Origin of the sequence: Algibacter mikhailovii (assembly GCF_014651495.1) — a bacterium.
GTDB classification, from domain to species: domain Bacteria; phylum Bacteroidota; class Bacteroidia; order Flavobacteriales; family Flavobacteriaceae; genus Algibacter_E; species Algibacter_E mikhailovii.
Genome location: NZ_BMWZ01000006.1, coordinates 23,204 through 48,759, shown reverse-complemented (window position 1 = coordinate 48,759; position 25,556 = coordinate 23,204). Strand labels below are relative to the sequence as shown.

Sequence of the window (25,556 nt, the reverse complement as noted above, 5' to 3'; positions counted from 1 at the left end):
AGTTTAAGAATGAAATATTTTAAATTTATTATAATTCCTATTTTAATTCTAGTTGGATTATCACTAGCCTGCGAGCCTGATGATATTTGTCCGTCAACCACATCTACAACGCCTCGACTGATCATTGACTTCTATGATGCCAGTAACTCTGATAATAAAAAGAGTGTTTTTGACTTCAGAATTGAAGGTGTGGGTAATGCGACTTATCTTGACGGCTTAGATTTAGATGGCAATGAAATTGCTTATGATGGCTTATCCAATTTTGATGAGGCCTTGCTTCCTTTAAAAACGGACGAGAATACCACCCAATTTGTTCTCATTAAGGAATATGAATATATAGATGAAACAACGCCACCTAATGGTAACCGTGATACTATAACCATAAATTACAGCAGGGAACTTGTTTATGTTTCTCGTGCTTGTGGCTATAAAACCATCTATAAAAACGTCACTTTAACCATTGAGCCTGATGATGACAACTGGTTAAAGTCCAGACAACCCATAAATGACAATCAATCTGTAGAAAATGAATTTGAAACACACTTTAATGTTACGCATTAGTAGTATATTTTGTATGCTATGGTTTTGTGCAACACTGAGTGCTCAAAATGATAGTATACCAGAAACCGTGCATGACTCTACAAAAATCCAACAAAAATTCGGACTCCGTTTAGGAGCAGATATTGGAAAATTAGGACGGTCATTCTTAGATGATGATTATACCGGATTTGAAATTATTGGAGATTTTAGACTCACAAAAAAACTTTACATCGCTGCAGAAATTGGTGTTGAAGAAAAGAACACCATCACGAATTACATGGATATCACTAGCTCCGGGAGCTATTTAAAAGCAGGTGTTGACTATAACATGTATGAAAACTGGCTGGATATGGACAATATGATTTTTGCCGGATTTCGTTTTGGCGGAAGCACATTTTCACAGGATTTAAATAGTGCTACAATATATACCACCAATCAATATTGGTCCCCACAGCTAACTTCTACAGACAAAATAGAGGTTAGTGGCTTATCTGCTTTCTGGGCAGAAATACTACTCGGGATAAAAGCTGAACTATTCAAAAACCTATACATGGGATTGAATGTACAGCTGAAAATATTAGCCACGGAGACTAAACCAGATAATTTTGGAAATGTCTATATACCGGGATATCATAAAAACTATGACAATAGCCCTATTGGCGTGGGTTACAGTTACACCCTATCGTATAGAATTCCGCTATACAAGAAAGACTAACATAAACATACCTTGTCTTTCTTATAATTCACAAAATCTTGTTTAAAAAATTTCAAGTTAACTTGCCTTCCTATTGAAGTACAATACAAGCCTGCTACAAAATGTCGTACTTAGCATTATAAAACAGGGGCTCCATAAAGCAGGGATCCTTAAACACAAAGCGAAGCTTCTTTGACTAGCACTTTCGGGTATATAGTATCATCCCGTTGAACAACTTTTCCAAAACTAAAAACGTTAATAATATTTTATTTATATTTAGTAATTGAGACTTAAAACTAGAAGATTATGAATAAAATAAAAAAAGAAGACATCAACCAAGACGTTTTTGATTTGTATGATGACTACGCCCATAACAAAATAGGCAGACGCCTGTTTATAGAAAAACTATCCCTTTATGCGGTTGGCGGACTTACCGTCTCTTCATTACTTAGCTTTATTTCACCCAATTATATAGATAACCTCCTAGTAAAACCAGATGATGCCCGACTAAATTCAGATTATATCACCTATAATTCACCTAAAGGCGGGGGAGCCATTAAAGGTTTACTATCCATGCCAGACAAAACTAAAGGAAAATTACCTGGCGTGATTGTGGTTCATGAAAATCGAGGATTAAACCCATATATTGAAGATGTTGGCAGGCGTACAGCCCTTGATGGTTTTATTTCATTGGCACCGGATGCCTTAACGCCACTAGGAGGTTACCCAGGAAATGATGATGATGGCAGGGCGATGCAAAAGAAAAGGGACCGTAATGAAATGCTAGAAGATTTTATTGCGGCATATGACTATTTATTAAATCACGAAAACTGCAATGGCAAAATAGGCGTGGTAGGTTTTTGTTTTGGCGGCTGGATTGCCAATATGATGGCGGTAAAAGTACCAAACTTATCGGCAGCGGTTCCGTTCTATGGCGGACAACCCTCTGACGAAGATGCAGCTAAAATTAAGGCGCCATTATTACTGCAATTTGCAGGTTTAGATACCCGAGTTAATGCAGGATGGCCAGATTATGAAGTCGTTTTAAAAGCAAATAACATTCCTCATACCGCACATATTTATCCTGATGTTAATCATGGCTTTCACAATAACACAACTCCTAGATACGATGAAAAAGCCGCTACTCTAGCCTGGGAACGTACTATTTCGTTTTTCAAGAAAGCATTGTAAAACTAAAGTAATTGAATACTTTAATTAATACATTTTCAATATTGTAAATCTAGACAATAATCCTATGGATAATAGCAGACGAAATTTTATAAAGAATGGGATGATTTTAGGCTTGGCTCCAATTATAAATACCAATCCTATTCATAGTTTTGTAAATTTTTATAATACCTCTGAAACTTTAAAAATCCTTATTCTTGGTGGCACTAGTTTCTTAGGCCCCCATCAAATTGCATATGCCCTAGAGAGAGGGCATGAAGTATCCATTTTCTCAAGAGGTAAAACCACCCCTAAAATACATACAGAGCACTTCCAAAAAGTTGAGCATCTCATAGGATATCGAGAAGATAATTTAGAGGCTCTAAAAAACAGAACATGGGATGTAGTTATAGATAATTCTGGAAGAAAAACGAAATGGACCGAGGACACTGCAAAACTTTTAGTCAATAATGTTGGTTACTATATGTATACCTCTTCAGTTAGTGTATATTACCCATATACAGGTAATGACTTTTCAGAAGATAGAGCGGTGGTTACAGAAATACCAGAAGATGCTACTGATGAAGAAAAGCCAACGTATGCGTATGGGGTAATGAAAGCAAATTCTGAACTGGCCGCTATTAATATTTTCGGATCTGATAGGTCCATCATTGTACGGCCACATCTCATTGTAGGGCCTGGTGACCCTACAGATAGATTTCCATATTGGATAGCAAGACTTGAAAAAGGTGGTGATTTTATTATACCCGGAAAAAGCGATGAAGTTATACAGTATATTGATGTTAGAGATTTGGCAGAATGGATGATACGCTTAGCCGAGAACAAGGCTTCTGGTACATTTAATGGTGCTGGCCCTAACTTTGAAATGACTACTAATGCTTTTGTATATGGCATCCATGCTAACTTTAATTCGCCTATTAATTACATTCAAATAGATGATATTGACTTTTTAAGAGACAATAACATTTTTGCCATTCAACCTTGGGTGATACAATTACCTGAATACGCCGGCATGTCAAGAATAGATATAAAAAAAGCAGTGCAATCTGGTCTACAATTTAGAACATTATCTGAAACTGTAGAAGCCACAAAGCTATGGTGGTACTCGAGCGCCGTTGCAGCGGAAAGGCGAGATAACATTTTAACCAGTGAACGGGCTTTAATGCCAAGAGAAAAAGAAATAATAGCAAAATGGAAAAAATCAAATCTAAAGTAAATAAGTTATTGATTATCCTATTTCTATTATTTAAACTATTCTGATCCGTTATTACCTGAATAGTGTCCTAACAAAATCAAAGTTATGGGTCTATCTTATAATCAGACGTGAAGCTAGGCGTATGCATACAGAATTGCATTAAAATCACCTTAGGGGCTTCCCTCTAAACGTAATGCTTAATTTTCAAGAATATTTACCGATTTACAACCATTACAATTAATACGAAAAATATTAAAACATTTCACGGCATTAATGAACGTACTGCCATAAGCGACTTGGAAAATTTTATTCGGTTTTAGCATCAAATCCTTAAAAATAGTTGTCCAGAATAGCTCCTTTAAGTATTACAAAATAATGGAGTATTTAACCTACTACTCCCCTTATACCTTAAATACCCAAACATCATTATACAAGTAAGGTCTGAAGCCATATGTTGCGCTTTATTTATGCTTTAAATACCGAACTCTAATCTTAGAGATTTCCATAGAGTTTGTTCCTCCATGTCTTTGTTATGAAGGCAAAACAACCAGATAATTAGGTGCTACTGAATCATGTTATTTCAACCACAAAAGATAATTTCGTATCTTACTAACTAACAACCACATACCAACCAAACAATGACTACTAATAAAACAGAGCGTTTACATGCGCTAGATTCTCTTAGAGCCATTATGATGATACTGGGTATTGTCTTGCACTCGGCAAACACTTATGTTGTTGCAGATTACGGAGCAAGTTGGCCATTAAAAGACCCTGATAGTACCAGTATCACATTAGATTATATCTCTAGCATTGTTCATGCCTTTAGAATGCCTATTTTCTTTGTTATTGCAGGTTTCTTTGCATCGCTTTTGTTTTATGAACGGTCCTATTCCAAAATGATAAAAAATAGAATTAACCGTATACTGTTTCCTTTTATTGTGTTTCTAATCATCATGTGGCCATTGGTTACAATGGCTTTTACCTATTCTAATTTAGTGTTTTCAGGCCATCTAAATGCCTATGAAGCCACCTTGGCTAAATACACTAACATAGCTGCATTTATACCACAACATACCATGCATTTATGGTTTCTATACTATCTGGTATTCTTTTCTTTAACATCTTATGTTCTTGGATTATTATTTACAAAGCTCCCAAAAACATCGCGTAAAATAAGTCAGATGTTCAATTACATTATTCAAAAACCTATCTTAAAAGTTATGGTGTATTCTGTCATAACATTCTTGTTACTGCTTGCTATGAATAGGTATTGGGTAGCCACATCATTAAGTTTTGTGCCAGATTTTAATACCTATATTTTTTATGCGTTTTTCTATTTCTTTGGTTGGATATTATTTAAATCAAAAGCCTATTTAAACACCTTTTTAAAGTACGATTGGCTATTTACCATTTTAGCAATCGTGTTGTTCACCACCTATTTTTTAATGGATGATACGGCTTTAGCACTAGAAGTAAAAATGGCCATTAAATCTGTGAACGTCTGGCTATTCACTTTTGGTTTTACAGGTCTTTTTATAAGATATGCTAGCAAACATTCGGCTCTCATGCGTTATGTATCAGATTCGTCATATTGGGTGTATCTATTGCACTTGCCTTTAACAGCATTTTTACCAATGTCCCATTATGAAGTTGACATACCTGCCTTTTTTAAGTTTTTATTAGTTATGAGCGGCACCACTATTATCTGTTTTGTAACCTATCATTATTTGGTTAGAGCTACATTAATTGGTAAATTTTTAAATGGCCGATCTTACACGAGGCGTATTAAAGATATTAAGCCCAGTCCTACTAGGACCCCACAGATTAATGTGGCGCATTCTGAATATAGATTTCTGGCCGATGTTCCACAGGAAAATTACAAGAATTAGCAATAAAACATAAGGCATTAGCTTTTGCATGAAGTGATTTAGCAAGTTCTTTTTTTGTAGCATCCTGTATCATAACTTCAGGATGTAAAGTTACTTTTTTGAACCGACCACTCCCCGACCCGTCCACATCTAAAATAGCCTCGGCATGATCCTCATAGTTTAATACAGCAATATGGTGTTGTGCACAAACATATAGATAAGACATCATATGGCAAGAAGCCAGAGCAGATAACAACAAATCTTCTGGATTATATAGGGTGTCGTCACCTCGAAATGGTTTTGCCGCTGATACCTCTAAAGGTGCTTTTTTATTAGGTATAGTCACGACATGATTTCTGCTAAAATCTTTAGGATTTTGGGTGGTTTCATGAGTACCTAATTGCCAGTTTACTTTGGCTTTAAAAATGTGCTGAAATGCCATAGGATTATTTTTTTGAGAAAGATACGGAATGGCGAATAAAACATAGTACATGTTAATAATTAAGCATTCATCTTTGGATACGCCAATTCTAACGTCGCTTATTGTTGTTTGTTAGCAATCAAAGCAACAGATGTATCGCATTAAAGTTGGTAATATTTTAAAAATCCAGACTTGCTCCCAATTTAGATAATACCTTTGTAATTGGCCTAAGGGGACGAATAGCTTTATAATAAGTAATCAAACTAATAAACCTGTAGTAAGTCGCCAAACAAACTACAAAACGGCATTTAGCGTCAAAGATTAAGACAGCATATGGTTTCTTGCGCAACACACACTGCAATGGTTAATAATTTCGCAAAACTACCTAAGGTTGTTTTGTCAAGAAAAACCTAGCTGTTCTATTCATTATTTCAGGCCATTGAAGCCTACGTATACCTCTAAAGACAATGACAAGCTGAGAAGTACTTGAACCAAAATTGTAGTTTTTTGGACCAAAAGCATAATGGATTGATTATTAACTGCATTAGTTTTGAATTATTCATATTTAAAACATTTATAATGAAAACAATCCAAATAATTTTAGTTCTAATTGTGTTTACAATGCATTATACACAAGCACAACAAAAAAATCAATCAGCAATTAAAAACAATGACAGCATGAAAACCTATGTAATTGAACGTATTATTCCTGGAGCTGGAAACTTAACACCAGAGCAACTAAAAGCAATATCTCAAACATCATGCACAGTTTTAAAAGAAATGGGGCCAAGAATTTCATGGCAACATAGCTATGTTACAGGAGATAAAGTGTATTGCGTATACAAAGCAGAGAATAAAGAAACAATTGATGAGCATGCAAAAAAAGGGGGATTTCCTGCAAATTCTGTAAACGAAGTTGCAACTATCATTAGCCCTGTAACAGCTGAACAATAAAATCTTTTTTTTAAAATTAGTATCTTACTTAAAAATACAATTATGCCAATTTTTATGGACTTTCACGATTTGCCTGATGGTGTAACCGCAGCACATGTTGCAGAAATGCATCAGGCAGATCTAAAAATTGAACATAAATATAATTGTCGGGGATTAACTTATTGGTGTGATGAACGTCGACAAACTGCATTTTGTTTAATAGAAGCGCCAAATGAACAAGCCATTGTAGATTTACATCAAAAAGCACATGGCGCTGTTCCTCAACGAATTATTGAAGTAAACGATAAGATTGTAGAATCATTTTTAGGCAGAATTGAAGACCCAAAAAAATCACAAAACACAAAACTTAATATCATAAACGATCCAGCTTTTAAAACTTTAATGGTCATAATTATTAAGAAGAAAAGTTTACGAAAAAAAGGATTTAAAACGTTGAGTGCTGCAATACGTGGATATCATAAATCTATTACCAATATCATTAGCAAACAAAAAGGACGCATTGTTAAAGAAAAAGCAAATATCTATTTGACGTCTTTCGATTCAGTCACAAATGCCATCAAAAGCGCACATGAAATTCAAGAAATTTATAACTGTGTAATTACTCCAGATTTACAATTTCAAATTGGCATTAGTGCCGGTGTTCCTGTTACAGATAAAAAAAACATATTCGAAGACACTATAAAAAAAGCTAACTATTTAGCTTATATCGCTAATGACAAAGTTGCGCTTTCGAAGGAAGTTAAGGATTTATATGAAAGTGAAAATCGACAAATTTCTCTAGGTAATAAGCAGGAATTTAATGCGGTAAATACACAAGATGAAAAATTTATAGAGCACTTGATGGAGTACACAGAAAAAGTATGGTCATTTTCAAATATTAATGTTGGTGATTTCCATAAAAACCTTGGATTTAGTAAATCGAAATTATATAGAACTATGATATCAGTAATTGGTATGTCTCCGAATAGTTTTCTAAAAAATTACAGATTAAACAAGGCCATTGAATTGTTAGACAAACAAGAATCAAATATTTCTCAAATCGCCTATCAAACCGGATTTAGTAGTCCTGCATATTTTTCCAAATGCTTTCAGGAAGTTTATGGAATTTTACCTTCTAATTATATTAAGCTACAATTGGTTTAAATATAGAAATAGAGAGCAACTCATAAAAATTCTGGCTCATTACGACTGAATGTCTTAATCGAAATCTTAAGCCTTTTTGCTCAATTCAAACTATGACTGCGTGCTACTGCCGTACCATTAATAAATGAAACACAGTCAATACAGGTAAATCCAACACAACCTACCTGATATACTTGCCTTTCTTACTCCCTTCATACATCACATGTTTTACCAAACGTGATTCTACTTTGAACTCTACTGGCATTTCAACAAAAGGAGAAATCACATAAAAAAACTCAAAAAAGATAATGAGATCCCTCACATGTGTTCGGAATCACAACGTGGTTTGATTTAGCTTGGTATCTGTATCAAAATAAGAACTATAATACATAAGATTCCTGCGTTCGCAGGAACTAATCCTTATTCATATACTTCCCCTTCTTACTAATTTCATACATTACAAATTAAGAATGCTCAGTACCTCACCGTGTTAGTAAATGTTTATAATCAGGCATAACTACTTATTGCTTTTTGATAGGAATATTCTAACTTTACCAGATTAGAAACTTAACCTAATATTCTCGCTAAATGAAAAAAGTTGTAAACCTATTCATTTTTAATTTGATTTTTTCATCATTAATTTATAATTGCTCAAATTCTAATGATAACATTGCTGATGATAATTCAGAAATCGTTGACGATAGTTCTTATTTAGTAATGCGTTGGGATGGAACTCTTTTTGAAATAGGAAACAATACAGCTACTATTTCAACTTACGGCTCAATTGATGGAATAAGTTCAAGTTTTAGTGTTATTTATAATGCGGTGGTTACGACTAAGAGCAGCATTTATATCATTGACCGCGAATTTACTGCAGGGGATTCATCTATAATAGTATATAACCGAAACACAAATCTTAGCACAAAAACTGTGCTTGATTTATCTAATCCATCTTTTGGTGATTTCCCTGTGCTTACTACATTGGACTGGGACGAAAATAGTGAAAGCCTTATTGGTATAGTAGCGAGTAATGGAGGATACCCTGAAAGTATTTCTCATGTGATACAAATTGATCCTCTTAGCTTAAAAGTAACCAATCTCGAAATAAATTTAGGACAAAAATATATTATTTCCACCACTTTGTTGAATTCAAAATTATTTGCGTCTTCAGTAAAACCTAGTAATTATCAATTTGAAGATCTAATAGAAATTGATCTAAAAGATAAAACGTACAAAAGTTTAAACTTTAATCTTAAAAATACAATAACAAAACTTACTAGCAACCCCTTGAACAATCTCATATTTTGTTACTCATTAGGTACTACTGGAATCAATCCAAACCCAGATTTACCTTTACTTGGGAATAGTGCCGAACCATTCATTTTGAATATAACAAATGGTGAGTATAAAAAGCTATTGCCTGATACTGACACGGGTATACTTAGTCGCACCTCTAAACCGTTTTATGATGAATCAAGCGGTAACAATGCCTCATTTATGTTTACAAGAGATTTTTCAGGTATTATGGAATACAATAGCGAAAACAGTGAAATTACTTTTATTGATGGCTCTAATTGGGATGAATTAAAGGGCGTAGAAAAATGCATACTTACATCGATTAGAAAATAAAAGACGTCACCCGCTGCAGCCAGTTTGTAACTGGTGGTGTCAACAGTAAGAAAGAAGTCTACAGCTTTGAAACTAAATTAATAAGGTCCTGCCTGCGCAGGTATTGGTTATTTCATATACTTGCCTTTCTTACTGCCTTCATACATCACATACTTCACTAATCTTGATTCCAGTTTCGCATTATACAACTGTATTTTTCTTGAAGGGCGTAATCCTACGTATTTTAAGGCGTCTAGGTTTGAGGTGATAAACCAAGCATCGGTTCCTGGGTAGTTCTGTTTTAAGGTATCGCCAATATTGGCATAAAAGGCTTCCATATCTATATTTAAACGCTCCCCATAGGGTGGGTTAAATACCATATGTAATTTTTCATCACCACCTTTTTGGGTTTTAAAGAAATCCTCGTGCTTTACTTCAATAAAGTCTTCCAATTGGGCATTTTTCACATTCTCTTTAGCTTTTGCAACCGCACTAGGCGCCTTGTCATAGCCAATAATTTTATGGTGAAAATCTCTCGTTTTACTCAACAGTGATTCTTCAATTTTTTCAAACAAATCAACATCCCAATCTTGCCAACGTTCAAAGGCAAATTCCTTACGCATGAGGTTAGGCGGAATATTACAGGCAATCATGGCGGCTTCAATAAGCATAGTACCCGAACCACACATGGGGTCCATAAAATCGGTTTGCCCATCCCAACCGGAAAGCATAATAAGTCCTGCGGCGAGCACTTCGTTTATAGGCGCAATGTTTGTGGCCGTTTTATACCCACGTTTATGCAGGGAGTCTCCAGAGGAATCTAAGGAAATGGTACATTTTCGTCTGTCAATATGCACATTAATTTTAAGGTCTGGGAATTTAAGATCTACATTAGGCCGTTGTCCGGTAGTATCTCTAAATTTATCAACTATAGCATCTTTAGATTTCTGAGCAATAAATAGCGAATGCGAAAACAAATCAGAATGGATGGTGGCATCAATAGCCAAAGACCCGGTAGGTTTTAAGTATTGCGACCAATCCATAGCATAGATTTTATTGTATAAATCTTGCTCGTTATTCACATTAAAAGCATGGATGGGTTTTAATATTTTAACGGCAGTACGTAAGGCCAAATTGGCTTTATACATAAACCCCTTATCTCCTGAAAAAGCGACATTTCGAACCCCTTTTTTCACATAGAGCGCACCTAACTGTGTGAGTTCCTTTTCCAATAAATCTTCAAAGCCAAATAAGGTTTTAGCAACCATGTTGAAATTTTCTGCCATTTTTTTCGTCTGATTGGTTTTTACCTCCAATAGATTGCAAAAATAATGTAATTTTGCGGCAAACGTAATTTTTATTGATAATTAGGGTTAAGGATTATCTGGGATAGCCTTTAGCCAATTAAAAGACAGGGGGTATACATCAAGTGGACCCCTAGAACGTTACACCGGGGTAACCCAAAATAAGTTTATGATTAACGATACTAACACGTGGTTTACCTCATGGTTTGACACGCCATTTTACCATATTTTATATAAAGACAGAGACGATACTGAGGCCCATGCCTTTATGGAAACCTTAACCGATTATTTAAACATCCCCGAGCATGGTACTATTTTAGATTTGGCTTGTGGAAAAGGACGGCATGCGCGCTACCTCAATAAAATAGGCTATGATGTTACCGGTGTTGATTTAAGCGAAAACAGCATTGCCTTCGCCAAACAATTTGAAAACCACCGCTTGCACTTTGATGTGCATAATATGTGCCAACCCTATCACAAGCAATATGATGCGGTCTTTAATTTATTTACCAGTTTTGGGTATTTTGAAGATGATGGCGATAATTTAAAAACCATTAAGGCTATTAAAGCTGAACTTAATGCCTTTGGTTTTGGCGTTATTGATTTTATGAATTCTGAGTTTGTCATTGATAATTTGGTCCCTGAAGAAATTAAAACCGTTGATGCTATTGAGTTTCATTTAAAACGCTATGTAGAAGACGGATATATTATAAAAGATATTACTTTTACGACTAATGATAAATTGTATCATTATCAAGAGCGTGTACGTGGATTTACCTTAGCTGATTTTGAACAGCTTTTTGAACAGGCTGGGGTCTATTTATTGGATGTTTTTGGTGATTATAAATTGCGTAAGTTTAACCCAAAAACCTCTGAACGCCTGGTTATGGTTTTTAAATAATAGGCACAAGAATGGCGTGATTCTTAGGCATCATGCCATTGCAATCAAGTTTTAAAGCAGGTTATAATAAATGGTTTACAATTGAATAGTGTTTTTGAATGAATAAATTTCTTTTTCCCATATACGCTGTTATTTTTGGTGTTATTATTGCAAAATTATCCAAGAATAAAAAAACTTGGAACACCAAGCTCCTACTATCTTTTAGTGGCGCTTTTTTATTAGCACTCACCCTTTTTGAACTCCTACCTGAGGTATATAGTCACTTAGACACCAAACTTACCGGACTTTTCATTATGTGCGGTATTTTACTGCAAATTGTTTTGGAGTTATTCTCAAAAGGTGCGGAACATGGACATGTTCATATTCATAAAAATGAAAATGCATTCCCTTGGATGTTATTTATTAGTTTATGTATTCATAGTTTTCTTGAAGGATTCCCTATACACCAGCATAATGATATGGTCTACGGGGTATTAGTGCATAAAGTGCCTATTGCGGCCTTAATAAGCATGTTTTTATTTCAATCGAAATTCAGTCAGATACAGATCTATTCATTTTTAACCATTTTTGCCATTATGACCCCTTTAGGAACCTACATTTCTAACACGGCAAACTTGGGCGCTCATTTTGCCCATAGTATTAATGCCATTGTTATTGGTATCTTTTTTCACATTTCAACAACCATTTTATTTGAAAGTGGTGAGGGTCATAAGTTTAATTTATCAAAATTTATTTCAATTATTCTTGGGGTTGGTATAGCTTATTTCATTTAAATGGCCGCTCATGATAATGGTGTATGCTTCAGCAATCGGCGCGAAGAGTGACATAACAAAAAGTCAGTAACATGTTTTCAAAAGAAGAATCTAGATTATTAAGACAAGAGTTTTGGACGAGCTTCGGGAAATCATTTCCTAGAAAATGGATACTGTATGACACAAAACTGAAAGGCCTATCCTTTAAATTCCATTTTGATAATAAAAAGGCGCTAGTGGCTTTAGATTTAGAAGATAACCTTGAAAACCGCATTAAATATTGGGAAAAACTGATGGCACTAAAATCTATACTTTTAGAGGAGTACCTTCCTGAAGCTATTTATAAAGAAGAATTTTTTCTGGATAATCATAAAGAAATATCTCGGATATATATGCCTTTAGAACAAAAGGTATCCATACATAACAAAAACACATGGCGTGATGTTATGGAGTTCTTCAACACCAACATGAGCTTGTTTGAGGCCTTTTTTGAGGAATACAAGGAGATTATTGAAAGTTAGATAGCTACTTCAAATCTATATATGAAAGTGTATATGGTTTACTGTGTGTACTGTTTTTCATACCCTTTGTAACCATTAAATCAAAATTAGAAATAACCAATTTTCCATTGTAAACAATAAGATCTGCTGGCTGATCTAATTCACCATTGGCCCCATTATTGTCTGGATATTCAGCCAACAGCTGGACTTCTTTGTTTTGGTCAATTTTAAAAATCTGGTTTTGTGCAAAACCTGCGACATAGATATTACCATCATTATCGGTATGTATTCCGTCCGGAGCTGAATTTAAAGGCAATTGAGCATATAGCTCTGTTTTTATAACGCTGCCATCTTTCGATAAAAAGAGTTTAGTTAATCGGGCATCACCTAAATTCCCAATAATTAAATGCCCGTCTTGATCAAATACCAGACCATCAATACCAACTTGCCTATCCGGATTTTTGGTTTCTTCAGAGTAAATGAGATTGGCATCCGTGGCATCATTATTCATTTTGATATTTCGATCTGAACTATTAAAACGATATACGCCACTGCTAACCCCTTTGGTATTAAATTTTGGTAGAGAGGTTTGTGTGACATACAGTGCGCCTTCATGATAACGAATGCCATTTATAGACTTAAAATTATAAGCTACAACTTCGGTTTTAACTAAGGAATCATTATCAAAAGTCATGCTGAGTAATCGTCCTTTAGATTGATTGTCGCAAACATATAATACGCCATGCTCGTCAAATGCAATACCCATAGGCTGTGCCTTCCCACTTTCTTCCAGAACAGGGACATCTGCAAATTTTGTAATAGCACCATTTTCTGCAATTCGGACTAAAACCCCCAACTGATTATTATCAGCAAAATTAGGGCATGATAAAATCAAACGACCATCTGGTGCAATGGCAAAGGCATCTGGCGTTGGACAATACGACGGTAAAACAGCAAAAAGTTTTGCAGGCTGCTGGGCCTCTATAGCCTTAATAGCTAAAATCACTAAAAGGATAAAAAAAATGGAAGACTTAAACTTATAGCACAGGTTCATGTTGAGCGTTTTATACATCAAAACTACTACATAAAAAACCCCTAGACTACCAAGAACTTATCCTATCATTGTGCAATCTTATCTTAAATGCGCTTTGCCATAAGATAGTCATCCATAACAAACCCTTGACCAATGTCTTCAATAACAGAATCGGTAATTTCAAATCCCATTTTTTTATAAAACGTAATGGAATTCGCATTGTATTTATTCACATGAAGTCTAACTAGAGATACCCCTTGATCTTTTGCCAATGCCACCGTATGCTGAATGACCTTTTTGGCGATGCCCTTGCCTCTACTTTCCTTTAAAACATAAAGTTTACTAATATAAAGATGGTCCTTATGACAATCAATACCAACGTAGCCCACAGGAACATCATGATCTGTCAAATAAAAATATAGGGTCCCGTCTTTAGCGCGAGCAGTCATATGAGATACCGAATTAAATTTTTCGAGCATATACGCTATTTGCGCTACACTAATAATCTTTATGTAGTGTTCATGCCAAATAGTATGTGCCAAACCGGAAATGGTTTCAAAATGCTCTATGGTTGTCGCCGGAAGAATCTGTATCATAAACTAAAAAGAAACTAATTTATAGCACTTAAATAACGTAAAAATATACCATAAAGAAATGACATATAGCCCCTGCTAATACAAACATATGCCAAATCACATGGTTATAAGGTATTTTTTCAATGGCATAAAATATAATACCGACAGTATAAGCCAAACCGCCTGCAAATAAAAATAATACACCATTACTCCCAATGGCATCAGATAAATTCGAAAAATCAAAAACGATAAGCCACCCCATAACTAAATACAAGAGGGTTGAAAAAATTTCAAACCTACCCGTAAAAAAGAGTTTCAAAACCACACCAAAAGCAGCAATGCCCCAGACGGCATAGCATAGAGCCCAACCATGGCTTTGATCTAAAGCTATTAAAGTCACAGGCGTGTATGTTCCGGCAATTAAAATATAAATACTAATATGATCTAAAACCCTAAAGTGATGTTTAAGAGCGTCACTTTGTGCTGCATGATAGAGGGTTGATGCCGTAAATAAGAGAATAATAGAAAGCCCATAAACAATAACACTAAATAGACTATACGGTGTTTTATCTGAATTGTTAATGACTAATAAAACCAAGGCAACAATACCAAATAAAGCACCAATACCATGCGTATAGGCATTTAGTTTTTCTTCAAAGGCCGTTTGCAGACGCATGTTATTCTGGAGTTTTTTGATGAATCCACTTATCCGTCAAATCATAAAAATCAAATTCTACTTTTGGCTTCTGACGTTCTAATCGGCCAGCTTGAAAACTGCGCTGTAGAATGTCTTCAATCAAATAATCCTCTTTAACGTTTATAGGGTCAAACTCCCGTTTCAGGGAAATATCAAACATGCTGGCTGTAGTATTATACCAAAAGGCACGCCATCCGCTACGTAATTCTTTAACCAAATCAAAAGCCGTTTCACCGGTTTGTCTATGAATAAGTTTAACCAAAATCTGACCTTCGGTACGGGTTAATTTCTTCAACTCTGCCGAAAACTCACCCTCAACATACTTTTGTATTTTTTTGGTATACCGCTTTTTTTGCCGGTTCCTTTTCAAGGTTTTTAAATGCGTATTCATAGAGTCTAAGCGCTCCGCCGCCATTTTAGCATAAGGATATACCTTTAATGTTTTTCGTCTTAGAATCAAATACCGAATACGCTCTTCCCGATTACCAAATTCCAACTTATGCAGCAACATAACCTCATCCAAATCTATAGACCTCCGGGGGATAGAATCACCTTCAATAATTAAATATTCAATGGACGTAGTATCTTGCTCAATTTCATAGACTTGTGAAAAGAGTAAAACAGGAAAAAAAATGAGTATGTAAATTAAAAATTTCATCTTTAAAAGACTGGAGCATATAACGTGCCAAAATTAAGAATTTACAAGTGTTTAAGCATGTTGATTTCTATTTATATTATTATTTTAGTGCAAAACTTAAATAAATGGCAAAACAGAGCATTCTTAACAAAAAGTCAATGGACTTTTTAGAAAAATATTTAAATAATGCCGCTCCAACGGGGTATGAATGGGAAGGGCAAAAATTATGGATGGACTACTTGAAACCTTATGTTGATGAGTTTATCACAGACACCTATGGTTCGGCCGTTGGGGTGATAAACCCAAAGGCTAAATACAAAGTGGTGATTGAAGGGCATGCAGATGAAATTTCATGGTATGTTAATTATATTTCAGATAAAGGTTTAATTTATGTGATTAGAAATGGCGGGAGTGACCATCAAATTGCCCCGAGTAAAGTGGTTAATATTCACACCAAGAACGGCTTTGTAAAAGGTGTTTTTGGGTGGCCTGCAATTCACACAAGAAATAGAGCTAAAGAAGAAGCCCCAAAACCAGACAATATCTTTATTGACGTTGGATGTGCTAACAAGGAAGAAGTAGAAAAATTAGGCGTACATGTAGGTTGTGTAATCACCTACCCGGATGAGTTTCATATTTTAAACGAAGATAAATTTGTGTGCCGCGCCATTGATAATCGCATGGGTGGTTTTATGATTGCCGAAGTAGCCAGACTGCTAAAAGAGAATAAAAAGGAGTTACCTTTTGGTTTATATATTACCAATGCCGTTCAGGAAGAAATAGGCTTACGTGGTGCTGAAATGATTACGCATACCATTAAGCCAAATGTGGCTATAATCACAGATGTGACCCACGACACCACTACCCCAATGATTGAGCAGAAAAAAGAAGGCAGTTTAGAAATGGGTAAAGGTCCTGTAGTGGCTTATGCCCCTGCTGTGCAGCAAAAATTGCGCGATTTAATCACAGAAACGGCAGAAGCCAAAGAGATTCCTTTTCAGCGTTCGGCCTTGTCTAGAGCAACAGGAACAGATACTGATGCCTTTGCTTATAGCAACGGCGGTGTGGCTTCAGCATTAATTTCTTTACCCTTACGCTATATGCATACCACGGTTGAAATGGTGCATAGAGAGGATGTTGAAAATGTCATCAAACTGATTTATGAAACGCTTCTAAATATTGAAGACGGAGAAACATTTAGTTACTTTAAATAAACTTTATAATTCCCGCTTCGGCGGGAATATTTTTTTAATAACCTATGACCAGTAAAAAGCACTTATTTGATATTCCAGATGATGTAACGTATTTGAACGCAGCAAATATGTCACCGCTACTTCAGAGCACGAATGCCGTGGGTAAAACGGCTATAGATCAAAAGAGTCAGCCATATAAAATCCAAGGCACTGATTTCTTTAGTCCGCTACAGGAACTAAAAAAATTATACGCCGAACTTATTGATACCCAAGAAGCCCAACGCATTGCCGCTATTCCTTCAGTTTCGTATGGCATAGCCACCGTGGTCAATAATATTACATTAAAATCTAGCGATGAAATACTCGTGATTGAAGATCAGTTCCCTAGCAATATTTATGCTTGGCAACAACTTGCTGCGCAATATGATGCGGTTATTAAAGTGGTTGAAAAGCCTACCGACCCGATAGCATGTGGCAAAGTTTGGAATGCACAAATTCTAAATCTAATCACTGAAAAAACAGCAGTAGTTACTATGGGTAACATCCATTGGGCTGATGGCACCATATTCAATTTGAAAGCCATTAGTCAAAAAACAAAATTGGTGGAATCACTGCTTATTATAGATGGCTCACAATCTATTGGTGCTATACCATTTTCGGTCAATGAGATAAAACCTGATGCTTTAATCTGTGCGGGCTATAAATGGTTATTAGGTCCTTACTCCTTTGGGTTAGCTTATTACGGCCCCTATTTTGACAATGGGGTGCCCATTGAAGAAAATTGGTCAAACAGACTAAATAGTGAAAACTTTGCAGGACTTACTCAATATGAGTCGCAATACAAACCGCTGGCAAACCGATATAATGTAGGTGAAAACGGCAATTTTATTGCAATTCCCATGTTAACGGATTCTATCCGTCAAATACTTCAATGGAATCCTAAAAACATCCAAGAATATTGCCATAGTATTTCAAAGCATGTCATACAACCTCTACGCGCATTGGGCTGCCTTATTGAAGCGGATGATTATCGGGCAAAGCATTTATTTGGTATTAAATTACCCAATCATATTGATTTGGATAAACTGAAACAAGAATTTAAACAGAAGAACATTTTTGTCTCTTTTAGAGGGCAATACATCAGAATTTCTTGCCACCTATTCAATGCCCAAAAAGATTTTGATATACTTTTAAGTGCAATACAAAACGTTTTAAGATAATATGGATGAATTAATTGACCTAGCCGATAACCAGGGTAACCTTTTGGGTAAAACAGAACTAAAATCCATCATTCATAAAAAAGGCTATTACCACCATACCACACATATTTGGTTTTATACTAAAAAAGGTGAAGTATTGCTGTCTCAACGTTCGGCTAAAAAAGCAATCTGCCCGCTATTATGGGATGTTTCAGTTGCTGGTCATATTGATGCAGGTGAGACACCAGAGCAAGGTGGTATTAGAGAAACACAAGAAGAAATTGGCTTGCAAATCACCCAACACGATTTAATTAAGATAGGCGTTTTTAAATGCTTTCAATCTTACGATTATGGAATCATTGACAATGAATTTCACAATACCTTCATCTGTGAATTAAAAGTTCCGCTTCAAACATTAATACCGCAAGAAGAAGAGGTAGAAGCTTTAAAACTAGTCTCCTTTGATGAATTTGAATCCTTAATCAAAAACATTAATAATAATGGGAATCATTTTGTGCCTTCGAATAAAGCCTATTATCAGATTGTCTTAAAAAGCATAAAAAACAGTGTAACCTCTTGATAAGATTAACTATTTCCCTAATGACTATGAAATCTGCCGTACTACTTAAAAAAAAGAACCTCAATGCATAAGTTTCTTTTAAAACCTTTTGCATTGAGGCTCAAAATATATTCATATGGCTATGATTATATGAAACTTGACTGCATAAATATGGAGTCAAATTTCAAGAAAATTTCGTCTTTGGCCTGAACTGTACCTAGCAGCCCCTCTGGAGGTGTTATATTAAAGTCAGACATTTTCAATTGTGTCATGCCTTCAAGTTTAACTTGCGACCCAACTACAGTTACATTAAAATTTAATGGGATTTCTCTTTTTGTGCCAGCAATAACCAAATCACCAATGGTCTGTAATTCAAAAAGGCCGTTGCCCTTATCAACAACTTGACTTACTTCAGATAAGGTAAATAAAATGGATTTATACTGATCTGCTTTTAAAGATTGCGAGACCGCAGAAGTAATAGCAGGCTTTACCCCTTTCAAACTTTCTGTAAATACAGCTAGAGATAAATGCTCAATTTCACAAGAATCTAAATTAGCAAATTTAATGGCACCATTCTGTTTTTCTGCCTCAACTTTCCAACCATGAACGTTAGAGGAACCAAAAACAGTCATTGAAGAGTTTTTGTTTTCCAGTTGCATGATTTGTGCTTGTGACCAGTTAAATACAAAACCCATTACAGCAATACAGATAATTAATTTTCCGAAACTTTTTTTTTGTGTATTCATGACATTATACGGTTAAATTTATGCAACAAATATCCACTATATGATATTGATGAAAAATGATAAATATCATGTTTAAATTATATTTTTCGTAAAATACAAGTTTTTTTAAGCCTCAAATTATCATATTCGTAATTTTACACTGAATTAAGTACTATGAATTTGGCTAACTAAGATGGAGATCTACATCAAAATACAATGGCATAGACAGCACAATTAATTGGACCAATTAAAGAAACCTTATGCGACTTGAATATACATTTTTGGAAGTTAAAGAAATACCAAGACAGCCAATACCCCAACTACTTGTTTGTAAATTATTGTGGAGTCAAGGCATTCCAAATAATGTAATACCCGATGATACATTTAAAACTTTGGACCCGGTTAAAAACAAATTAGTTAAGCAACTCAATACCCTCGGGCTAAATCTACCATATTAAGTAACTTCTCACCCTGTATGTAGCGCCTCAAATTCTCTCTTATTATCATGTAGGCATTGCGTGAAGTTAAATCTGACTTGCCAGCAGTATGTTGCGTTATAATTACATTGGGCATAGTCCAAATTTCATGACCTTTAGGCAAGGGTTCGGGATCTGTAACATCCAGACCCGCGCCACTTAACTTACCACTTTTGAGTGCTGCAATTAATGCATTGGTATCTGTTGTTTTTCCACGCCCTACAGAAATATAGTAACTGCCATCTTTTAAGTTATTAAAAAATGCTTCATCCACAATACCCTCAGTAGTTTTGGTAAGCGGCAAAGCATTTACAACGATATCTGCTTGTTTTGCCAAGGTATTGGTTTCATCGCTCAGGCCGATGTAACCCATATAATCCGGTCCTGTTCTACTAGAATTTCTTGTTCCAATAACCCGCATTTCTAGGGCATGCGCTCGCTTTGCGACTTGTGATCCGATACCGCCTAACCCAAGAACCAACATCGTTTTACCTTTTAAAGCAATGGCTTTAGGCGCATTGGGTGCATTCCCTCGACTCCAATCAGATGCTGTTTTTAAATCATGAAACATGGGTAATCTCCTGGTTAACGCCATGACCAAAGCAATACTATGTTCTGCAATCGTCTCACTATGTACTTTGGCATTATTAGTGGCAATCAACTTGGAGGTCTTTAACCCCGGAATACGGCCACATCTATCAATTCCCGCAGAAGCAATATGAATATAATCTAAAGTCTTACTCTGTGTTATAACATCAGAACATCCACCGATATAAACATCACTATCAACAATACTTTTTTCAACCTCTGCTCTTCCACTTACAAATTCAATATTTACGCCATCTGCCACTTCCAAAAACCATTGCTTAGAAGCAAATCCACTTTCCGCTTTTGGTGCAATTAGCATTGTAACTTTCTTAGGACGTTCCCACCCTGCCATGTCTCTACTCGCCATACTAGATTCCCGAATACCAAGTTCAAGAATTAAAGAATCAATATTAATTTCAGCAACTTGTCCTTCTACCTGCAGATAAAAGCAGGCTAAAAAAAGAGAAGTAATTAGTTGTAATTTTTTCATAATAAGCCTCATAAGTTAGAAAATTACTTCTTTTTATAGAATCCAACAAATATAATCCACCCTAAAAGCAAAGTAGAAGACGGCAATAAACATGTAACATGGCATCAGAAATTAAATTTCTAAAACAGAATTAAAACCCCAAGCATTATCCTATTGAGTTTAACAATTAGGGCATTGACCGAATGCTAATTGTTTAATAATCTTTATATTTATCACTAATAAATCTTTCTTTTCTATGAATTTTAAAGTCCAAGTAAATTCTAATTTAGAATACCCCATTACTTCAAAAGACCTTTCAGAACTTGATGCCATAAACACTTCAGAGAAGCATTATCATGTGCTTCACAACAACCAATCCTTTCAAGCTGAAATTTCGAGCAGTGATTTTATCAATAAACAGTATACGGTAAAAATTAACAATAACACGTATAATGTCAACATATCTAACGCCTTAGATATGCTAATCAGTCAGATGGGTTTTGAGGTAGGTACACAAAAAGAAATTAATGCCATTCATGCTCCAATGCCGGGACTAATTTTAGAAATTAATATTGAAGTAGGACAAGAAGTTAAAGAAAACGAAGCCTTGTTTATTTTAGAAGCCATGAAAATGGAAAATATTATTACATCGCCACGAGATGGTATTATTAAATCTATAAAAGCAAAACATGGGGAAGCCGTTGAAAAAAAACAATTATTAATTGAATTTGAATAAAGCATGAAAAAGATACTTGTTGCCAATCGTGGAGAAATTGCTATTAGAGTAATGAAAACGGCAAAAATAATGGGAATAAAAACGGTTGCCGTGTTTTCAACTGCCGATAGGAATGCCCCCCATGTAAAGTTTGCTGATGAAGCTGTTTGTATTGGAGAACCGCCATCAAACCAATCGTATTTAAAAGCGGACAAAATCATTGAAGTAGCAAAAACACTTCATGTAGATGCGATTCATCCGGGGTATGGTTTTTTGAGTGAAAATGCAGATTTCGCCGAATTGTGCGAAACAAACGATATTGTTTTTATTGGCCCACGGTCAAAAGCCATAAAAATTATGGGAAGTAAGTTGGCCGCAAAAGAAGCTGTTAAAGCTTATGATATCCCTATGGTTCCTGGTATTGATGAGGCCATTACAGATGTTGATAAGGCGAAGGCCATAGCAAAAAAGATTGGCTTTCCTATTCTTATTAAAGCATCGGCAGGTGGCGGGGGAAAAGGCATGCGTGTCGTTGAAAAAGAACCTGATTTAGAGTCTCAGATGGACCGCGCCATAAGTGAAGCAAAATCCGCCTTTGGTGATGGTTCTGTTTTTATTGAAAAATACGTCGGCTCACCACGCCATATTGAAATTCAAGTCATGGCAGATAGCCATGGCACTATTTTGCATTTTTTTGAAAGAGAATGTAGTATTCAAAGGCGACACCAAAAAGTAGTTGAAGAAGCGCCGTCCTGTATTTTAACACCAACATTACGACAAACCATGGGTGAAGCTGCTATCAAAGTAGCGAAAGCCTGTGATTATCTTGGCGCTGGAACCGTAGAGTTCTTACTGGACGCCGATCATAATTTCTATTTTTTAGAAATGAATACCCGATTACAAGTAGAACACCCAGTTTCAGAATTAATTTCTGGGGTGGACTTGGTTGAATTACAAATTAGAGTTGCCCGTGGCGAAAAACTCAACATTAAACAGGAAGACTTAACCATTACTGGTCATGCTTTAGAATTGCGCGTTTATGCCGAAGATCCTTTAAATGATTTTCTACCTAGTGTAGGGCATTTAGACGTTTATCAATTGCCTACTGGCGAAAATATTCGCGTAGACAATGGCTTTGAGGCCGGTATGGACGTCCCAATATATTATGATCCCATGCTCGCCAAATTAATTACTTACGGAAAAACACGTGAAGCGGCCATAAAATTAATGATAGAGGCCATTGATCAATATCATATTATAGGCGTTCAAACGACTTTGCCTTTTGGGAAATTCGTATGCGAGCATGACGCCTTTCGATCTGGAAATTTTGATACGCATTTTGTTAAGAAATTCTACGCCCCTGAAATCTTAAAAGAACAAGGTGATACCGAGGCCAAACTGGCAGCCTTGATTGCTGTAAAACAATATATTGAAGACCAAAAACTATTAAGACTACCTAATTAAAACCTATGGATTCTAAAATTGACAAGTTAAACAAGAAACTAGCCCAAGCACATTTAGGTGGTGGACAAGCGCGTATTGACAAACAACACGATAAGAAAAAATTAACCGCAAGAGAACGTGTAGCATACCTCATGGACGAAGGTTCATTTGAAGAAATTGGTGCTTTGGTTACCCATAGAACCACAGATTTTGGTATGGATAAACAAGTCTTTTATGGTGATGGCGTTATAACTGGTTATGGCACGGTTAATGGGCGTTTGATCTATGTTTATGCCCAAGACTTTACCGTTTTTGGTGGAGCCCTTTCTGAAACACATGCTGAGAAAATCTGTAAAATTATGGATATGGCTGTAAAAATAGGGGCGCCTATAATTGGGCTTAATGATTCTGGTGGTGCGCGAATTCAAGAAGGTGTGCGCTCTTTGGGTGGTTATGCCGACATCTTTTACCGAAATGTTCAAGCCTCAGGCGTGGTTCCTCAAATTTCTGCCATTATGGGCCCCTGTGCCGGTGGGGCCGTATATTCGCCTGCTATGACCGATTTCACTATTATGGTGGAGCAAACAAGTTATATGTTTGTTACAGGTCCCAATGTTGTTAAAACAGTAACTAATGAAACGGTAACCAGTGAAGAATTAGGAGGCGCGCATACCCACGCTTCAAAATCAGGAGTAGCGCATAAAACATCAACTAATGATATTCAATGCTTAGAAGATATCAAAACATTATTGGGTTATCTCCCCCAAAACAATAGGGAAACTGCCGAGAAGCTCGAAATAGAATTAAGTGATGAAGTAAGAGATGTGTTGTCCGAGATTGTACCAGAGAATGCCAACAAGCCTTATGATATGCATGCGGTCATTTCTGGGATTATAGATGAAGACTCCTTTTATGAAATTCATAAAGACTATGCCGAAAGTATTATTGTTGGATTTGCCCGATTAGGAGGCAGAAGTATCGGAATTATTGCCAACCAACCCATGTCTTTTGCTGGCGTTCTTGGCGTTAAAAGTTCAAGAAAAGCTGCGCGTTTCACGCGATTTTGCGACTGCTTTAATATCCCGTTATTAGTTTTAGTAGATGTTCCTGGTTTTTTACCAGGTACAGACCAAGAGTGGAATGGCATTATAGTTCATGGCGCAAAATTACTTTACGCCCTAAGTGAAGCCACAGTACCTCGAGTAACTGTAATTACAAGAAAAGCTTACGGTGGAGCCTATGATGTGATGAACTCAAAACATATTGGAGCAGACATGAATTTTGCCTGGCCTGGTGCCGAAATAGCAGTTATGGGCGCCAAAGGTGCGAGTGAAATTATCTTTAAAAAAGAAATTTCAAATGCGGAAGACCCAGCGGCCAAACTTGCTGAAAAAGAAAAGGAATATGCTGATAAATTTGCAAACCCCTATGCTGCGGCCAAGCGCGGATTTATTGACGAGGTTATCCTTCCAAAAAATACCAGACGAAAACTACTTAAAACTTTTGCCATGTTAGAGGATAAAAAAGTAGATCGACCAAAACGGAAGCATGGTAATATTCCGTTATAAGTTAACACAGATTAGTTCATTTTGACTATTTGCGCGTTATACATAAAAGAATCACGCCATCTATCAAAACGTTTATCATATGCTGAGGAGAAAATAACATATTGGCATTTGCCTATACTCTCTGGTGTGCGTGTAACCTCAGCCAAATTATGATCTCTAAATAAGAATTCAGCATCTTCAACCATACAGATTTGAAGCTTATTTAGGTTTATTCCGTTTAGAAAAAATATTTTATTTAAACGCTTTGGTGTGGCTATAACAATATCGACGCCTTCATAAATAGCATCACGTTGTCTGTCTATGTCCAACTCATCATAAGCACAATAGACACGCAAATCTGTACCACGTAAAAAGGCGTTAAACTCCAACTCCAATTGCAATGCTGCCTGTTTGTTTTTTACGAAAATTAAGGCTCTGGGTGCATCTTCAAAGGCCCGCCCCTTTAATTTATGAATCACACTTAACACCATACTTGTAGTTTTTCCTGCTCCCATTGGTGCAATACAAAACAAACTAGCCCCGCCCTTAATTTTTGATAAAACTAATTTCTGAAAAGGCAAAGGTTCATTAAAACCTTTATTTTCAAGAGAATCTTTTAAAGGTTGAATTAGTTTTTTAAAAGCCATGGT

26 protein-coding genes are annotated in these 25,556 nt (G+C 35.8%); 17 read left to right on the top strand and 9 right to left on the bottom strand.

Annotated elements, in window-relative coordinates; translation table 11 throughout:
* Positions 1-9: 9 nt before the first annotated feature.
* From IE051_RS13135 to IE051_RS13115, 5 genes are all read left to right on the top strand, one after another.
* On the top strand, positions 10-561 hold the full coding sequence (locus tag IE051_RS13135; protein ID WP_189361416.1) for a DUF6452 family protein: 552 nt from the start codon (positions 10-12) through the stop codon (positions 559-561).
* Positions 548-1,255, top strand: a complete 708-nt coding sequence (locus IE051_RS13130) for a DUF6048 family protein (protein WP_229796809.1) — start codon at positions 548-550, stop codon at positions 1,253-1,255. The genes IE051_RS13135 and IE051_RS13130 overlap by 14 nt, the downstream gene beginning before the upstream one ends.
* 285 nt (positions 1,256-1,540) lie before the next feature.
* A complete protein-coding gene (locus IE051_RS13125) occupies positions 1,541-2,425 on the top strand; it encodes a dienelactone hydrolase family protein (RefSeq protein WP_189361412.1) in 885 nt (294 codons plus the stop codon).
* A 64-nt stretch (positions 2,426-2,489) separates the two neighbouring features.
* The gene (locus IE051_RS13120) at positions 2,490-3,638 is read left to right on the top strand and encodes an NAD-dependent epimerase/dehydratase family protein (protein WP_189361410.1); all 1,149 of its coding nucleotides are present in this window, start codon (positions 2,490-2,492) and stop codon (positions 3,636-3,638) included.
* 617 nt (positions 3,639-4,255) lie between these two features.
* The gene (locus IE051_RS13115) at positions 4,256-5,509 is read left to right on the top strand and encodes an acyltransferase family protein (RefSeq protein ID WP_189361408.1); all 1,254 of its coding nucleotides are present in this window, start codon (positions 4,256-4,258) and stop codon (positions 5,507-5,509) included.
* Here the strand turns inward: IE051_RS13115 and IE051_RS13110 are convergent.
* Entirely contained in the window at positions 5,445-5,930 is a 486-nt protein-coding gene (locus tag IE051_RS13110; RefSeq protein ID WP_189361407.1) for an OsmC family protein, read from the bottom strand. The two genes, IE051_RS13115 and IE051_RS13110, sit on opposite strands and share 65 nt — an antisense overlap.
* A 558-nt stretch (positions 5,931-6,488) precedes the next feature.
* On the opposite strand from IE051_RS13110, the gene IE051_RS13105 reads away from it, so the two are divergent.
* The 3 genes from IE051_RS13105 to IE051_RS13095 all read left to right on the top strand — a co-directional run bounded on the left by IE051_RS13105 (position 6,489) and on the right by IE051_RS13095 (position 9,614).
* Positions 6,489-6,863: a DUF4242 domain-containing protein gene (locus IE051_RS13105; RefSeq protein WP_229796808.1), complete on the top strand. Its 375-nt coding sequence runs from the start codon at positions 6,489-6,491 to the stop codon at positions 6,861-6,863.
* Between the two features lie 42 nt (positions 6,864-6,905).
* Positions 6,906-8,006, top strand: a complete 1,101-nt coding sequence (locus tag IE051_RS13100) for a nickel-binding protein (RefSeq protein ID WP_189361405.1) — start codon at positions 6,906-6,908, stop codon at positions 8,004-8,006.
* 567 nt (positions 8,007-8,573) lie between these two features.
* Positions 8,574-9,614, top strand: a complete 1,041-nt coding sequence (locus IE051_RS13095) for a hypothetical protein (RefSeq protein WP_189361403.1) — start codon at positions 8,574-8,576, stop codon at positions 9,612-9,614.
* Positions 9,615-9,721: 107 nt separating this feature from the next.
* Here IE051_RS13095 and IE051_RS13090 read toward each other — a convergent pair whose 3' ends face one another.
* Complete coding sequence (locus tag IE051_RS13090; RefSeq protein ID WP_189361401.1) at positions 9,722-10,879, bottom strand: THUMP domain-containing class I SAM-dependent RNA methyltransferase; 1,158 nt, start codon at positions 10,877-10,879, stop codon at positions 9,722-9,724.
* A 187-nt stretch (positions 10,880-11,066) separates the two neighbouring features.
* Between IE051_RS13090 and IE051_RS13085 the strand changes: the two genes are divergently transcribed.
* From IE051_RS13085 to IE051_RS13075, 3 genes are all read left to right on the top strand, one after another.
* Positions 11,067-11,798: a class I SAM-dependent methyltransferase gene (locus IE051_RS13085; protein WP_189361399.1), complete on the top strand. Its 732-nt coding sequence runs from the start codon at positions 11,067-11,069 to the stop codon at positions 11,796-11,798.
* Between the two features lie 98 nt (positions 11,799-11,896).
* A complete protein-coding gene (locus tag IE051_RS13080; protein WP_189361398.1) occupies positions 11,897-12,571 on the top strand; it encodes a ZIP family metal transporter in 675 nt (224 codons plus the stop codon).
* Positions 12,572-12,642: 71 nt separating this feature from the next.
* Positions 12,643-13,071 (top strand): DUF4268 domain-containing protein, encoded by a 429-nt coding sequence (locus IE051_RS13075; protein ID WP_189361396.1) that lies wholly within the window; start codon positions 12,643-12,645, stop codon positions 13,069-13,071.
* 4 nt (positions 13,072-13,075) lie between these two features.
* Here IE051_RS13075 and IE051_RS13070 read toward each other — a convergent pair whose 3' ends face one another.
* From IE051_RS13070 to IE051_RS13055, 4 genes are all read right to left on the bottom strand, one after another.
* On the bottom strand, positions 13,076-14,104 hold the full coding sequence (locus IE051_RS13070) for an SMP-30/gluconolactonase/LRE family protein (RefSeq protein WP_189361394.1): 1,029 nt from the start codon (positions 14,102-14,104) through the stop codon (positions 13,076-13,078).
* Positions 14,105-14,187: 83 nt separating this feature from the next.
* Positions 14,188-14,679, bottom strand: a complete 492-nt coding sequence (locus IE051_RS13065; RefSeq protein WP_189361392.1) for a GNAT family N-acetyltransferase — start codon at positions 14,677-14,679, stop codon at positions 14,188-14,190.
* A gap of 28 nt (positions 14,680-14,707) precedes the next feature.
* Positions 14,708-15,334, bottom strand: coding sequence for a PAQR family membrane homeostasis protein TrhA (gene trhA / locus IE051_RS13060; protein ID WP_189361391.1), 627 nt, complete (start codon positions 15,332-15,334; stop codon positions 14,708-14,710).
* Position 15,335: 1 nt separating this feature from the next.
* On the bottom strand, positions 15,336-16,013 hold the full coding sequence (locus tag IE051_RS13055) for a DUF4294 domain-containing protein (RefSeq protein ID WP_189361389.1): 678 nt from the start codon (positions 16,011-16,013) through the stop codon (positions 15,336-15,338).
* A 104-nt stretch (positions 16,014-16,117) separates the two neighbouring features.
* Between IE051_RS13055 and IE051_RS13050 the strand changes: the two genes are divergently transcribed.
* Genes IE051_RS13050 through IE051_RS13040 form a run of 3 tightly spaced genes read left to right on the top strand, consistent with a single transcriptional unit; the run spans position 16,118 to position 18,964 of the window.
* On the top strand, positions 16,118-17,206 hold the full coding sequence (locus IE051_RS13050; protein WP_189361387.1) for a M42 family metallopeptidase: 1,089 nt from the start codon (positions 16,118-16,120) through the stop codon (positions 17,204-17,206).
* 44 nt (positions 17,207-17,250) lie between these two features.
* On the top strand, positions 17,251-18,405 hold the full coding sequence (locus IE051_RS13045) for an aminotransferase class V-fold PLP-dependent enzyme (RefSeq protein WP_189361385.1): 1,155 nt from the start codon (positions 17,251-17,253) through the stop codon (positions 18,403-18,405).
* 1 nt (position 18,406) lies between these two features.
* Positions 18,407-18,964 (top strand): NUDIX hydrolase, encoded by a 558-nt coding sequence (locus tag IE051_RS13040; protein ID WP_189361383.1) that lies wholly within the window; start codon positions 18,407-18,409, stop codon positions 18,962-18,964.
* A gap of 125 nt (positions 18,965-19,089) precedes the next feature.
* Here the strand turns inward: IE051_RS13040 and IE051_RS13035 are convergent, their stop codons facing one another.
* On the bottom strand, positions 19,090-19,689 hold the full coding sequence (locus tag IE051_RS13035; RefSeq protein WP_189361381.1) for a YceI family protein: 600 nt from the start codon (positions 19,687-19,689) through the stop codon (positions 19,090-19,092).
* Between the two features lie 405 nt (positions 19,690-20,094).
* The gene (locus tag IE051_RS13030; protein ID WP_189361379.1) at positions 20,095-21,222 is read right to left on the bottom strand and encodes a D-2-hydroxyacid dehydrogenase; all 1,128 of its coding nucleotides are present in this window, start codon (positions 21,220-21,222) and stop codon (positions 20,095-20,097) included.
* Between the two features lie 235 nt (positions 21,223-21,457).
* Here IE051_RS13030 and IE051_RS13025 point away from each other — a divergent pair, with 235 nt between their 5' ends.
* Genes IE051_RS13025 through IE051_RS13015 form a run of 3 tightly spaced genes read left to right on the top strand, consistent with a single transcriptional unit; the run spans position 21,458 to position 24,927 of the window.
* On the top strand, positions 21,458-21,937 hold the full coding sequence (locus IE051_RS13025; protein WP_189361377.1) for an acyl-CoA carboxylase biotin carboxyl carrier protein subunit: 480 nt from the start codon (positions 21,458-21,460) through the stop codon (positions 21,935-21,937).
* A 3-nt stretch (positions 21,938-21,940) separates the two neighbouring features.
* The gene (gene accC / locus IE051_RS13020; protein ID WP_189361375.1) at positions 21,941-23,380 is read left to right on the top strand and encodes an acetyl-CoA carboxylase biotin carboxylase subunit; all 1,440 of its coding nucleotides are present in this window, start codon (positions 21,941-21,943) and stop codon (positions 23,378-23,380) included.
* Positions 23,381-23,385: 5 nt separating this feature from the next.
* On the top strand, positions 23,386-24,927 hold the full coding sequence (locus IE051_RS13015; protein ID WP_189361372.1) for an acyl-CoA carboxylase subunit beta: 1,542 nt from the start codon (positions 23,386-23,388) through the stop codon (positions 24,925-24,927).
* 11 nt (positions 24,928-24,938) lie between these two features.
* On the opposite strand, the gene IE051_RS13010 is transcribed toward IE051_RS13015, so the two are convergent.
* Entirely contained in the window at positions 24,939-25,553 is a 615-nt protein-coding gene (locus IE051_RS13010; RefSeq protein WP_189361371.1) for a DEAD/DEAH box helicase, read from the bottom strand.
* Positions 25,554-25,556: the final 3 nt, after the last annotated feature.